General features: G+C 65.0%; 9 protein-coding genes. 8 read left to right on the top strand and 1 reads right to left on the bottom strand.

Features of this window, described 5'->3' with window-relative positions; genetic code table 11:
* Nucleotides 1–124: 124 nt before the first annotated feature.
* The 8 genes from ACYQ8K_RS03095 to ACYQ8K_RS03130 all read left to right on the top strand — a co-directional run bounded on the left by ACYQ8K_RS03095 (nucleotide 125) and on the right by ACYQ8K_RS03130 (nucleotide 12,981).
* Entirely contained in the window at nucleotides 125–1,546 is a 1,422-nt protein-coding gene (locus ACYQ8K_RS03095) for a condensation domain-containing protein (protein ID WP_459967005.1), read from the top strand.
* Nucleotides 1,547–1,652: 106 nt separating this feature from the next.
* Nucleotides 1,653–4,697: an MMPL/RND family transporter gene (locus tag ACYQ8K_RS03100; protein WP_459966953.1), complete on the top strand. Its 3,045-nt coding sequence runs from the start codon at nucleotides 1,653–1,655 to the stop codon at nucleotides 4,695–4,697.
* Between the two features lie 53 nt (nucleotides 4,698–4,750).
* Complete coding sequence (pe, locus tag ACYQ8K_RS03105) at nucleotides 4,751–5,881, top strand: acyltransferase PE (protein WP_459966954.1); 1,131 nt, start codon at nucleotides 4,751–4,753, stop codon at nucleotides 5,879–5,881.
* A 48-nt stretch (nucleotides 5,882–5,929) separates the two neighbouring features.
* Nucleotides 5,930–7,666, top strand: coding sequence for an AMP-binding protein (locus ACYQ8K_RS03110; RefSeq protein ID WP_459966955.1), 1,737 nt, complete (start codon nucleotides 5,930–5,932; stop codon nucleotides 7,664–7,666).
* Between the two features lie 30 nt (nucleotides 7,667–7,696).
* Entirely contained in the window at nucleotides 7,697–8,347 is a 651-nt protein-coding gene (locus ACYQ8K_RS03115; protein WP_459966956.1) for a GAP family protein, read from the top strand.
* A 67-nt stretch (nucleotides 8,348–8,414) separates the two neighbouring features.
* Nucleotides 8,415–9,473, top strand: coding sequence for an NAD(P)H-dependent amine dehydrogenase family protein (locus ACYQ8K_RS03120; RefSeq protein WP_459966957.1), 1,059 nt, complete (start codon nucleotides 8,415–8,417; stop codon nucleotides 9,471–9,473).
* A 140-nt stretch (nucleotides 9,474–9,613) separates the two neighbouring features.
* Entirely contained in the window at nucleotides 9,614–10,081 is a 468-nt protein-coding gene (locus tag ACYQ8K_RS03125; protein ID WP_459967006.1) for an MmpS family transport accessory protein, read from the top strand.
* Nucleotides 10,078–12,981 (top strand): MMPL/RND family transporter, encoded by a 2,904-nt coding sequence (locus ACYQ8K_RS03130; protein WP_459966958.1) that lies wholly within the window; start codon nucleotides 10,078–10,080, stop codon nucleotides 12,979–12,981. Before ACYQ8K_RS03125 ends, ACYQ8K_RS03130 begins: the two co-directional genes overlap by 4 nt.
* Here the strand turns inward: ACYQ8K_RS03130 and ACYQ8K_RS03135 are convergent.
* Nucleotides 12,978–13,811 (bottom strand): DegV family protein, encoded by an 834-nt coding sequence (locus ACYQ8K_RS03135; RefSeq protein WP_459966959.1) that lies wholly within the window; start codon nucleotides 13,809–13,811, stop codon nucleotides 12,978–12,980. The two genes, ACYQ8K_RS03130 and ACYQ8K_RS03135, sit on opposite strands and share 4 nt — an antisense overlap.

Genomic DNA, 13,811 nt, shown 5'->3' on the forward strand with positions numbered 1-13,811 from the left:
CCTGCCGTGTCGGTGAGCTGTCGCCCGCGCGTGCGCGCACCTCGCTCGGGTCACTCCGGAGAGGGTTATCTTGGTGCCGCGACCGGTGGGCCGAACCGCGGCCGTCCAGACCGAGGAGACTGAATTGCGCATCGGGAAAATCACGATCGGCTCGCTCGGTGATTGGACACCGGCCCCCGGACCGGTCATCTCCTGGCACCCGACGGCGGCGGCCGCCGAGAAGGTGCGACAAGCGCCGGCCAGTTCCGTTCCGGTCAGCTACATGCAGGGCCAGCATTTGCGCAATTATCACGAGCGAACCGCCGCGGGGCTCGATTTTTCCCGTCAAATCATCGCTACCTGTGACGTGCCGGGCCGCTGTGACATCTCAGCGATGAATTACGCCGTCAACGCCTACTTGCGGCGCCACGACACGTTCCGCAGCTGGTTCAACCACAGCGGTGATGGGGAGTTTGTCAGGCACACGGTCAGCAATCCCGCTGACATCGAATTCGCGCCGATCGACCACGGCGAAATGACGGTCGATGAAATACGCACTCATGTCGTGGCGATACCCAATCCGCTGGAGTGGGGCTGCTTCACGTTCGGGGTCGTGCAAAACGAGGAATATTTCACTTTCTTCGCCGCCATGGATCACGTGCACGGGGACGCGACTCTGATCGGCACGACGATGCTCGAGGCCAACGGAATGTATGCGGCGGCGAGCGCGGGCAGCGAACCCCTCGAGCTTCCCGATGCCGGCAGCTTCGACGATTTCTGCGCCCGCGAGCGGGAGGACACGTCGGCGTTGACCGTGGATTTGCCCGAGGTGCGCGCGTGGATTGACTTCGCGGAGAACAACAATGGCAGCTTTCCGGAATTTCCGCTGCCACTGGGTAACCCGTCCGAGGCGACCGCCAGCGCCATGGTCTCCGAGCTCGTGATGGACGCCGAACAGACGGAGCGGTTCGAATCGGCCTGCACAGCCGTCGGGGTGCGTTTCATCGGTGGCTTGTTCGCCTGCATCGCCCTGGTAGAGCACGAGCTCACCGGCGCCCTCACGTATTACGGCCTCACCCCCCGGGACACCCGCAGAACCACGGACAATTTCATGACGCAGGGCTGGTTTACCGGCCTGGTCCCGATCACCGTGCCCATCGCCGCGGCCTCGTTCGCCGATGCCGCGTGGACGGCGCAGACCTCCTTCGATTCCGGTCAGCAATTGGCAAAGGTGCCGTATTACCGGGTATTGGAATTGGCGCCCTGGTTGAAGTGGCCGCAACCCAACTTTCCCGTCTCGAATTTTTTCCATGCCGGCGCCGCTCCCCTCAACGCCGTTCTTGCCGCGGCCGACCTCGGCTACGCGAACAACATAGGGATCTACTCCGACGGCCGGTATTCATATCAGCTCACCATTTATCTGTTCCGGTACGGCGAGGGTACGGCCATGGCCATGATGTACCCGGACAATCCGGTCGCTCACAAGTCGGTTGCCCGCTACCTGGAAACGATGAGGTCGATATGCGGGCGGGTCGCCGACACCGGGCATTGGGGGCGCGTTGCGTAGCGTGGATTAGTTCGATGGCTCGTGGAAACTCGCGCGGCTCGGCTACGGCATCGGCGGGTGCCGCCGCCGGGCGCCGCCAACCGCGCTGGCCGGGGATGAGGTCGAGATGCGCCGGATAGCCAATTTTGTGGTGCGCTGGCCCTGGCTGGTGATCGGGTTCTGGGCCGCATTGGCGGTCGCGCTGCCGCTGGCCTTCCCGTCCCTGGGTGAGTTGGCCCAGAAGCATCCGCTGGCGATCTTGCCGGGCAACGCACCATCCAATGTCGCCGCCCACCAGATGACCGAGGCGTTTCACGAATCGGGCTCGGATGACCTGCTGTTGGTGGCCTTGACCGATGAGAGGGGTCTCGGTCCCGCCGACGAAGCCGTCTACCGCACGCTGGTGGACGCGCTGCGCCGCGATAGCCGCGACGTGGTGATGGTGCAGGATTTCGTCAGCGCGCCGCCCCTGCGTTCGGTCATGACCAGCAAGGACCACAAAGCCTGGGTGCTGCCGGTCGGCGTTGCGGGCGAGTTGGGCACCCCGCAGTCGTACGCGGCGTTCAAGCGGATCGCCGACATCGTCAAACGGACCTTGGAAAAACACGAAAACGGTCCGGCTCCAACGTCTTTGACGGTGAACCTCACCGGCCCCGCGGCGACCGTCGCCGACCTCACCGTCGCAGGAGAGCGGGATCGACTACCGATCGAGCTGGCGATCGCGGTTCTGGTGCTCATCGTCTTGCTGGTGGTGTACCGCAGCGTGGTCACGATGGTGCTGCCGTTGGTGACGATCCTGTTGTCGCTGGTGATCGCGCAGGCTGCCGTGGCGGGCTACTCGCAGTTGACGGGCTCGGGCGTATCGAACCAGTCCATCGTCTTCCTGAGCGCGATCATGGCCGGCGCCGGGACCGATTACGCCGTCTTTCTGATCAGCCGCTACCACGACTATCTGCGCCAGGGAGACGATTTCGATCAGGCGGTCAGGAAGGCCCTGATCTCGATCGGCAAAGTGATCACCGCGTCGGCCAGTACGGTCGGGATCACCTTTCTGCTGATCGGGTTCGCCCGGATGGGCGTGTTCAAGACGGTCGGAATCTCGTCGGCGATCGGGATCGGCGTGGCCTTTCTTGCCGCGGTGACGTTGCTGCCGGCGATCATGGTGCTCGCCGGGCCGCGAGGGTGGATCAAGCCCCGCCGCGAGCTGACCACCGGATTGTGGCGGCGTTCCGGCATCCGCATTGTGCGCCGGCCCAGGGCACATCTGGTCGCCAGTGTGCTGGTGCTGATCATCCTGGCCAGCTGCGCGGGCCTGGTGCGCTACAACTACGACGATCGCAAGGCCTTACGGCCGTCCGCCCCGAGTTCGGTCGGGTATGCCGCCCTGGAGCGTCATTTCCCGGTGAATCAGTCCATCCCGGAGTACATCCTCGTCCGGTCACCGCACGACCTTCGCACGCCGCAGGCCCTCGCCGACTTGGAGCAACTGGCCGATCGAGTCAGCCAATTGCCGAACGTCAGTGTGGTCAGCGGCATCACCCGCCCCACCGGGAACGTGCCGGAACAATTCCGAGCCACGTATCAGGCCGGCGCGATCGGCAGCATGCTGGCCGGCGGGTCCACCATGATCAACGACCAAACCGATGACCTCAACCGCCTGGCCCGAGGGGCCGGCACGCTGGCCGACAACTTCGGCGAAGTCCGCGGCCAGGTCAACCAGCTCGCCGCCAGCGTGCGGGAACTGGAGAATGCGTTCTCGTCGACGAAGAGCCAGTACAGCGGCGACGCGCTGGTGAACCAGGTCGACATCGCGGCCCGGCTGGTCGACCACGTCAACGCGCTCAGCAACGCCATGGGGTGGAACTTCACCGCCGCCAAGAACGTGTTCGCCTGGATCGGCCCGGTGCTGGCGGCGCTGCAGGGCAACCCGGTCTGCGATGCCGACTCGTCGTGCAGCGCCACCCGCGCGACGTTCGAGCAATTGGTGGGTCCGGGCGGTCAAGCGGACCTCGACGCGATCAATGACCTGTCCCACCAACTGCAGACGTATCCGGACAAACGGGCCCTGAAAGCGTCGACGGACCGCCTGCGCAGCGCACTCGCCAAGCTCAACGACGTGCTGCGGGCGATGGGAATGGACCGGCCCGGCGGCCTGCAGGCCAACCTGACCACCCTGCAAAACGGTGCCGACCAATTCGCCGGCGGGAGCCGGCAGGTGGCCGACGCGGTGGCCCAACTCGTCGACAAGGTCAAGCAGCTGGGCGCGGGGCTCAGCGAGTCGGCGGCGTTTTTGTTGTCGTTGAAGCACGACGCGGCCCATCCGGCGATGGCGGGATTCAACATCCCGGCGCAGCTGCTGCACCTGCCGCAGTTCCAGCAGGCCGCCAAGGTGTTCATTTCGCCGGACGGCCACTCGGTGCGGTACCTGGTACAAAGCAAACTCAGTCCGTTCAGCACGGAAGCGATGGATCAGGTCACCGCCATCACCGCGACGGCCCGGGGCGCCCAACCCAATACCGCATTGGCGGACGCGGAGGTGTCGATGGCCGGATACACCGTGGGCCTCAAGGACACCCGGGACTACTATCAGCACGACATCAAATTCATCATCGCGGTCACCCTGCTGGTGGTGCTACTGACGTTGATGGCACTGCTGCGCGCGATTGTCGCACCGCTGTATCTGGTTGCCACCGTGGTCATTTCGTATTTGTCGGCGGTGGGCATCGGCGTTCTGGTATTCCAATTCCTACTCGGCCAGCAATTGCATTGGAGCGTGCCGCCACTTGCCTTCGTGGTGTTGGTCGCCGTAGGCGCCGACTACAACATGCTGCTCGTCTCGCGGATGCGTGACGAGTCGCCGCACAGCATGCGTTACGGCATCATCCGCACCCTGAGTTCGACGGGCGGAGTGATCACCGCCGCGGGTCTGATCTTCGCGGCCTCGATGTGCGGCCTGCTGTTCTCCAGCATCGGCACCGTGGTCCAGGGCGGTGTGGTGATCGGCGTGGGTATTCTGCTGGACACTTTCCTGGTGCGCACCGTCACCGTTCCCGCCATCGCTGTGCTCGCCGGCCGGGCCAACTGGTGGCCGTCACGAATGCCCGTCCGGCGACCGCTGCGGCGGGCATCGTCGCGAACATCCGTCGGGCACCCCGAGCCGGAACCCAATTAGCACGCACCCATGACGTATGTGAGACTAGAGAAGCCGACGGGTCAGGAGTAGGGATGAAGCAACTACTCGCAGAAGTTGCGGCGCTGTTAACTGTTAGTACCGCAGGGTATTTCGGCATCGGGACGGCAGCGGCCGACGGCGAGCCCATCGGCGGACCGCCGACCCCGGGCGCGCCGGGCGACCAGACCGCCTACGCTCTTGGTGGCGCGCATGTGCTGGGCATCCCCTACGACCAATACATCCGTATGGAGGGCGCGGACTGGTTTCCCGGCCAGCAACGCCAAATCGTTCGATATCCAGCGGGGCAGGTTCAGGGACACGTGCTCGAGCGACTCTTCCCGGGCATCGGCAAGCTCGATGAAACCTTCCCCGGCCTGGGAATGGACGGCCCGAGCGTTGGCGAATCGGTCGACCAGGGGATTGATAATCTCGATGCGGCGATTCGCACCACCGGGCGCCCCGGCACAGCGATCGGCCTTTCGGAGGGCGCCTTCGTGGTCGACGGTGAGCAGGCCCGACTGGCGAACGATCCCACCGCTCCCCCACCGAACACGCTGAACTTCGCCACCTTCGGCGACCCGATCGGGCGCCACGCCTTCGGTCAGAGCTTTCTGACCGCCATGTTCGGAGTCGGCAGCGTCGTACCCGCGCTCGACTACCGCATGCCGCCGCCGTACGAGAGCCAGTACGACACCAACAGGTTCGTCGCCGCATACGACTCGATCGCAGACTTTCCCGATCGTCCGGACAACATGTTCGCGCTCGCCAACACGCTGCTGGGCCTGGCCACGGGTCACACCGCGGTGGCCTTCACGAATCCGAGCATGGTGCCGCCGCAAAACATCAGGACCACGATCAATTCCCGTGGCGCCAAAGACACCACGATCATGATCCCCGAAAAGCACCTTCCGCTGGTGATGCCGCTGAAATACATCGGGATCGACGAAGACACGCTGAACAGGCTCGATGCGATCCTGGTCCCCCGGGTGAACGCGGGCTATTCACGCAACGACGACCCGGCGACCGCCCCGGTGCAGGTGGACCCGGTGCACGGCTTCGACCCGGCCGAGGTCACCGCGCCGGCCAACCAGGCGACGTTCGGCGGCGGCGCGGACCCGATGTCGCAGATCGTGGCCGGGGCCATGTCCGTGTTGTCGCACGGCGCAGGCGAAGCCGACCACTGACTCCGAGCAAGAAAAACCGACTATCCGTACGGACGTGATGTGATGCCTATGTCCCAGTCATCTATTCTCTCGATGCTGCACGCACGGGCCAGCTTGCGTCCCGACGACATCGCGTTCACCTTCACCGACTACGAGCGCGATTGGGCGGGTGTTCGCGAGAGCCTCACCTGGTCGCAGTTGTCGCGCAGAACCATCAACGTGGCACGCGAGCTTCACCTTCATGGTTCGGTCGGAGACCGCGCGGTGATCCTTGCCCCCCAGAGCCTCGACTACATTGCGGCGTTTCTGGGGTCGATGCAGGCCGGGCTCGTCGCGGTTCCACTCCCGTTGCCGCACCGCGGCTCAAGTCATGAGCGGGTCAGCGCCGTGCTTGCCGACACGTCGCCGTCCGTTGTCCTGACGACGTCCGCGGTCGCCGACGACATCACCGAATACGTTGACAAAGCCGGCCTTGCCGCGGTTCCCAAGATCGTCGAGATCGATTCGCTGAATCTCGACGTCGATGGCGGACCATACGTTCGGGCGGCCAACCTGCCCAGCGTCGCTTATTTGCAGTACAGCTCGGGTTCAACACGGCGGCCCACCGGGGTGATGATCTCGCACCGCAACCTCAAGGTGAATTTCGAACAGCTGATGCGCGGCTTTTTCGCCGATGCCCAAGTCAAGGCCCCCTCGGATCTCACCATCGTTTCCTGGCTGCCCTTCTACCACGACATGGGTCTGGTGCTGGGGGTCTGCGCCCCTGTCCTGGGTGGCTACCGCGGCGAATTGAGCAGTCCGATTTCGTTTTTGGAGAACCCGGCTCGATGGGTGCAGGCCCTGGCCAGCAACCCGCACGCGTGGTCCGCGGCACCGAACTTCGCCTTTGACTTAGCCGCCCGCAAAACTTCCGACAGCGACCTGGCCGGGCTGGACCTCGGTGGGGTGCTGGGCATCATCAGCGGCGCCGAACGGGTGGAGCCGGCCACCTTGCAACGATTCGTTGATCGGTTCGCTCACTTCAATTTTCGCGACGAGATGGTGCGTCCATCGTATGGCTTGGCAGAGGCAACCGTCTTCGCGGCGGCGGGCACCTGGAGTGAATCATCCGGCGCGGTTCGTTTCGATGCCGGGGAGCTCTCCGCCGGACGCGCTCGGCGGTGCGCGGCCGGGACCGGCACGAGATTGGTGAAATACCAAGTGGCGCAGTCACCGACGCTGCGCATCGTCGACTGCGACACAAACCGGGAGTGCCCGCCCGGGGTGGTCGGCGAGATCTGGGTGCATGGCGAAAACGTGGCCGACGGCTACTGGCGCAGACCGCCGCAGGGACAGTCCTGTTTCGGCGCCACCCTGGTGGACCCGTCGCCGGGCACACCCCGCGGGCCCTGGCTGAAAACCGGCGATCAGGGTTTCCTTTTCGACGACGAGCTTTTCATCGTCGGCCGCATCAAGGATCTGCTGATCATCAACGGGCGCAATCACTATCCCGAGGACATCGAGACGACCGTCCAGGAAGTCACGCGCGGCCGGGTCGCGGCGATATCGGTCCCGGCCAACGGTACCGAAAAGCTGGTCAGCATCATCGAACTCAAGGAGCGCAGCGATTCCCAGGACACGGCGCACCGGCTCGCGAGCGTCAGAAGCGATGTCACCGCCGCGATATCCAACGCGCATGGCTTGAACGTCGAAGACGTGGTGCTGGTATCACCCGGATCCATTCCCACCACGACGAGCGGCAAGATCCGCCGCGCCGCCTGTATCGAGGAGTACCGGCAGGAGCGGTTTGTCCGGCTGGACGCCTGAACCAACCAACTGCGGGGTGCAGCCGTATCCATGTTGATCACCGTCCTGGTAATGGCCGTTGCCGTCAGCGTCGAACCTTTTCGGATCGGTATGACGGTGCTCATGCTGAACCGGCCCAGGCCGGCGTTGCAGTTGCTCGCGTTCTTGGCCGGCGCCTTCGCGATGGGAATGACGGTGGGGCTGGTGGTCTTGTTCCTGCTTCGCCGCGCGCTGACGGAGTCCACTTACTTCACCGTGCCGAAGGTTCAGATCTTGATCGGTTTCCTGGCGCTGGCGGCCGCCGTCGCCGTGGCCGTGGGCATCCCCGGGCGATTGGGCTCGCACCAAGCAGGATTGGCGACGCCGGCCCAACGATTTCTGCGGGGGCATTCGTTGTCGGTCGCGGGAATCGCCGGTAGCAGCATCGCATTGCCGTCGGTCGACTATCTCGCCGCGCTAGCGGTCATACTGGCCTCGGGCGCGGCAGTCCCGACGCAAGTCGCAACGCTGTTGATGTTCAACATCGTGGCCTTCGCCCTCGTGGAAATTCCGCTGCTCGCCTATTCACTGGCGCCCGAGAGAACCGCCAGGTCGATGCAGGCGTTGCACAGCTGGATTCGATCGCGGCGCCGCCGCGAAGTCGCGCTTCTGTTTGGCGCGGCCGGCTGCCTGTTCCTGGCGGCCGGCGCGGCCGGCCTTTGACCACCGGCTGGTGTGCACGTGGTCCGGGTTGAACATAATGAGTCAATCGCACGGCAAAGGAGCCCGCATGAAAACGACCAGTCCGTCCCGTCCGCTGCGGGTGATCCAGTGGACGACGGGGAACATCGGTCGCCGTTCGCTGCACGCCATCATCGGGCGGCCCGACCTCGAACTGGCCGGGGTGTACGCGCACGGCGCGGACAAGGTGGGCGTCGACGCCGCCGATCTGGCGGGCTGGCCCGAGCCGACCGGGGTGCGTGCGACGAACGACATCGACGCGCTGTTGGCCCTGGGCGCCGACGCGTGTTGCTATAACCCGTTGTGGGCGTGCGTCGATGAGTTGGTGCGGCTGCTGGAATCGGGGGTCAACGTGTGCACCAGCGCGGCGTGGATCACCGGCGGCAAGCAGACACCGCAGGACCTCAAGCGCATCGAGGACGCCTGCCAGAAGGGCAACTCGACGATCTTCGGCAGCGGGGCCCACCCAGGCATGACGAACATGGTGGGCATGGTGCTGTCCGCCTCGTGCGAGCGTGTCGACGAGATCCGGATCACCGAGTCCGTCGACTGCTCGACCTACGAATCGGCGGAAACCCAGACGGCCATGGGGTTTTCGCAAGATCCCGACACCCCCGGGCTGGCCGAAAACGTCCGGCGGGAAAGCGAGGTGTTCGCCGAATCGGCCGCGATGATGGCCGACGCGATCGGGGCGAAGCTGGACAAGATGACCTTCGACGTCACGTTCACCGCGGCCACCGGCGACTCCGATCTGGGCTTCATGAAGATTCCCGCCGGAACGGTCGGCAGCGTCTACGGCTACCACCGCGGCTGGGTCGGCGATCGCAACGTCGTCAGCGTCGGGTTCAACTGGACGATGGGCAGCCACGTCGTCCCACCCAAACCACTCGAGCACGGCCACGTCATCCAGGTATTCGGGCTGCCCAACATGCGCACCGTGCTGCACTGCCTGCCGCCCAAGGATTGGACGGAGCCCGGGTTCATGGGACTGGGAATGATCTACACCGCGATGCCAGTTACCAACGCCGTCCCGGCCGTGGTGGCCGCCGAGCCCGGCATCGTGACGCTGGCGGACTTGCCCCCCGTCACCGGTCGGCTGTCCTACTAGCGGGTATGCCGTTCGCCACAACTGGCGGCCCCCGGGAGGAACGCTTGCGTGCACTAAGGTTAGGATCCCTAACTGAGCAAATGTTCCGTTGACAGTGGTGTCGTCGGCGACGGTTGGTGAGCTTTGCGGAAGGCGGTCAGGTGGTGGCTAGTCCGGACTCAGGTCCCCGCCCCGGCATTGTGACCCGCGTACTGAAACAAGGGTGGATCCCGCTGCTGCTGGTGGTCGTTCTGGCGACCTCGGCGCTGATCGTGTCGCGGCTGCACAAGATCTTCGGCTCGGAAGATCTCAACGCAAACGCCGGCAAGGGGATCGAAATCGTGCAGTTCAACCCGAAGGTCGTCGTCTACGAAATCTCCGGCAACCCGGGTACGACCGCGAACATCAACTACTGGGACGAAAACGCCAACACGCATCAGGTCAACAACGCCCCACTGCCCTGGACGGCCACGATCTCGACCACGCTGCCGTCGGTGAGCGCCAACATCATGGCGCAGAGCGACGGCAGCACGATCAGCTGCAAGATCACCGTGGACGGCGTCGTCCGCGACAACCAGAACTCCAACGGCCATAACGCCCAGACCTTCTGCCTGGTGAAGTCCGCATGAGCAACACGAGCAACGAGACCGAGCGCGACCTGAGCGCCGCTGACACCGGACCGATCACAACGGGGCGCCTGTCCAAGGCCGAGCGGGGCCACCGCCCCTACCTTCCCCACGCGATCCGCATCTTCGCGGTACCGATCATCATTGGCTGGGTCGCGATCACCGTGTTGGTGAACGTCATCGTCCCCACATTGGAGAAAGTCGGCGAGGCGCACTCGGCGCCGATGACACCGCTCGACGCACCGTCGATGAAGGCGATGATGCGCCTGGGCCACAACTTCCACGAGTTCGACTCCAACAGCACCGTCATGATCGTGCTGGAGGGTCAGCACCCGCTCGGCCCGGACGCGCATCAGTACTACGACAAGCTGATTCGGCAACTCCGCCAGGACCCCAAGCACATTCAGCACATCCAGGACTTCTGGGGCGACCGGCTCACCGCCGCCGGCGCGCAGAGCGCCGACGCCAAGGCCGCCTATGTTCAGGTGAACCTCGCCGGTAACCAGGGCACGACCCTGGCCAACGAATCCGTGGACGCCGTGCGCAAGGTGATCGACGAGAACAAGGCGCCACCCGGCGTGAAGGCCTACGTCACCGGTCCCGCGGCGCTGTCCGACGACATGCACATCATCGGTAACGCCAGCCTGGCCAAGATCACGCTGTTCACCCTGGGTGCCATCGCGATCATGTTGCTGCTGGTCTACCGGTCCATCGTGACCACACTCGTGCAGCTGTTCATGACCTTTGTCGCACTGGCCTGTTCGCGCGGCGTCGTCGCGGTCCTCGCGTACCACAACGCGTTTGGGCTCACCACCTTCGCCGCCAACATCCTGACCATGCTGGCGATCGCCGCGGGAACGGACTACGGCATCTTCCTTGTCGGCCGCTATCAGGAGGCGCTGGCCGCCGGCGAGGATCGAGAAACCGCGTACTACACCACCTTCAAGGGCGTCGCGCCGGTCGTCTTGGGATCTGGCCTGACGATCGCGGGCGCGACCTACTGCCTGAGCTTTTCGCGGCTGCCCTGGTTCAACACCATGGGCGCGCCCGTGGCGATCGGCATGCTGGTCGTGGTGCTGGCCGGAATCACGCTGGGCCCCGCGGTCGTCTTCATCGGCAGCCGCTTCCACCTCTTCGAGAAGCAGGCCAAGCGTGGTCGGCTGTGGCGCCGGGTGGGCACCGCCGTAGTACGTTGGCCCGCACCGGTTTTGGCTGTCAGCGCCGCGGTAGTGCTGGTCGGCATGATCGCCCTGCCGAGCTTCCACACCAGCTACAACGACCGCCATTACCTGCCGTTGTCAGCCCCATCCAATCAAGGGCAAGAGGCCGCGAACCGGCATTTCTCCGAAGCGCGGATGAATCCCGACCTGCTGATGGTCGAGTCCGACCATGACATGCGGAACCCGGCGGACATGCTGGTGCTGGACCGGGTGGCCAAGAACGAGATGCGCACGCTCGGCATCGCCATGGTCCAGGACATCACCCGGCCACTGGGCATTCCGATTCAGCACAGCTCGATTCCTTTCCAGAACAGCGTGCAAAGCCAGACGACGATGCAGAACATGGGCTTCCTCAAGGAACGCATGAACGACATCCTCAAGATGGCCGACGACCTGCAAACCCAGATCGACACCACGCAGCGCCAATACGAGGTGTCGCTGGACCTGGCCAACGCCGCCGACGACAGCGCAAAGACTACGGCCGTGACGTCGCAGATCACCGACAACCTGCGCGACCACATCGCCGATTTCGACGACACCTTCCGGCCGATACGCAGCATCTTCTATTGGGAGAAGCACTGCTACGACATTCCCGTGTGCATCGGGCTGCGGTCCCTCTTCGACACGTTCGACGGGTTCGACCAACTGGCCGAGCAGTTCCACTATTTGACGACCGACATCGCGCACACCGCCAAAGCCTCACGCGACCTGACTGCGCTGTTTCCCACGCTGATCACCACGCTGAAGACCACCAGGGGCATCACGCTGACGCTCTACCAGACGTTCAAGGCGATGATCGACCAGATGGAGGCGATGAGCAACACCGCCATCGTGATGGGGCAAAGCTTCGACAACTCCAAGAACGACGACTTCTTCTATCTCCCGCCGGAAGCCTTTGACAACCCCGACTTTCAGACGGGTCTTCGCATGTTCCTGTCGCCCGACGGTAAGTCGGCGCGGTTCTTCATCACCCACCAGGGCGATCCGATGTCGCCGGAGGGCATCGCGCGCGTCGACGCCGAACGCACCGCCGCGCAGGAGGGGTTGAAGCAGTCCTCGCTGTCGGATGCCCGGGTGTATCTCGGCGGAACCGCCGCGACCTTCAAGGACATGGCCGACGGCGAGAAATACGACCTGATGATCGCGGTGGTGTCGGCGCTCACGCTGATCTTCATGATCATGTTGCTGCTGACCCGAAGTGTGGTGGCCGCGCTGGTGATCGTGGGCACGGCGGCCAGCTCGATCGCGGCGTCTTTCGGTCTGTCCGTGTTGATTTGGCAGGATCTGTTCGGCATCAGGATCCACTGGATCGTGATGGCGCTGTCGGTCATCATCCTGTTGGCCGTCGGGTCCGACTACAACCTGCTACTGGTCTCCCGGTTCCGCGAAGAGATCCACGGCGGGCTCAAGACGGGCATCATCCGGTCGATGGCCGGCACCGGCGGGGTGGTGACGGCCGCCGGTCTGGTGTTCGCCTTCACCATGGCGTCCATGCTGGGCAGCGATCTGCGGGTGCTCGGTCAGTTCGGCTCGACCGTGTGCATCGGTCTGCTGCTCGACACGCTGGTCGTGCGCACGTTGCTGATGCCCTCGATCGCCACCCTGCTCGGGCGGTGGTTCTGGTGGCCGCAAGTGGTGCACCCGCGCGGTGACAACGCGCGACGGCCGGTGGGCGCCACCTAATTCGCCGCGAGCGCCACGCTCACCGCGACCGCGCCCGCGCCGACATGCAGCGCGAGCACCGGTCCCAGCTCGGTGATGATCGCCGGCTCGCACGCCGGCAGCCGCTCGCCCAGCGCCGTCGCCACCTCACGCGCGCCGTCCGGGTTGTTGACGTGGTGCACCGCCAGGGCGGCGGCGTCATCGCCGACGACCTGACAGACCCGGTCGATCATCGCCTCCGTCGCGTGGCTGACCGTTCGGACCCGTTGGGCCAGAACGAGTTTGCCGTCATCGATGCGCAACAACGGTTTGAGTGCCAGCGCGGTGCCCAGCCACGCCTTCGCCCCGCCGATGCGTCCGCTGCGGCGCAGGTTGTCCAGCCGGTGCACCACGATGAAGGCGTGTCCGCGGTCCACGGCCGCGCGCGCCGCGTCCGCGACGGCGTCGACGTCTTTACCGTCGGCCGCGGCCCGCGCGGCGGCCAACGCGACGAAACCGGTGCCCATCGCGGCCGACTTGGAGTCGACGACGCGCACGTTCGGGTCGAGGTCGGCGGCGGTGCGCTCGGCGGCCCGGCAGGTGCCCGACAACGCCGACGAAATATGCACGGCCACAACGCCGTCGGCGCCGCTGTCGGTCAGTGCCTGCTGGTACGCGTCGGCCAGTTCGGCCGGAGTGGCCGCGGCGGTGGTGGCCGCGAGCTTGTAGATGTCGCCGGGAACGTCGTCGACACCGTCGCGCAAATCGTTGCCGTCGAGCAGGATGTGCAGCGGAACGACACGTATCCCCCACTTCTCCAGCAGCTCGGCGGGCAGACGTGCCGACGAGTCGGTCACCACCACGACAGTCAC

The sequence above is a fragment of the Mycobacterium sp. MUNTM1 genome (genome assembly GCF_054660795.1).

Bases quoted from the DNA above. Each gene is read 5' to 3' on its own strand.
- ACYQ8K_RS03100 (WP_459966953.1), top strand. From the start codon at position 1,653: ATGCGCCGGATAGCCAATTTTGTGGTGCGCTGGCCCTGGCTGGTGATC.
- ACYQ8K_RS03120 (WP_459966957.1), top strand. From the start codon at position 8,415: ATGAAAACGACCAGTCCGTCCCGTCCGCTGCGGGTGATCCAGTGGACG.
- ACYQ8K_RS03130 (WP_459966958.1), top strand. From the start codon at position 10,078: ATGAGCAACACGAGCAACGAGACCGAGCGCGACCTGAGCGCCGCTGAC.
- ACYQ8K_RS03110 (WP_459966955.1), top strand. From the start codon at position 5,930: ATGTCCCAGTCATCTATTCTCTCGATGCTGCACGCACGGGCCAGCTTG.
- ACYQ8K_RS03115 (WP_459966956.1), top strand. From the start codon at position 7,697: ATGTTGATCACCGTCCTGGTAATGGCCGTTGCCGTCAGCGTCGAACCT.
- pe (WP_459966954.1), top strand. From the start codon at position 4,751: ATGAAGCAACTACTCGCAGAAGTTGCGGCGCTGTTAACTGTTAGTACC.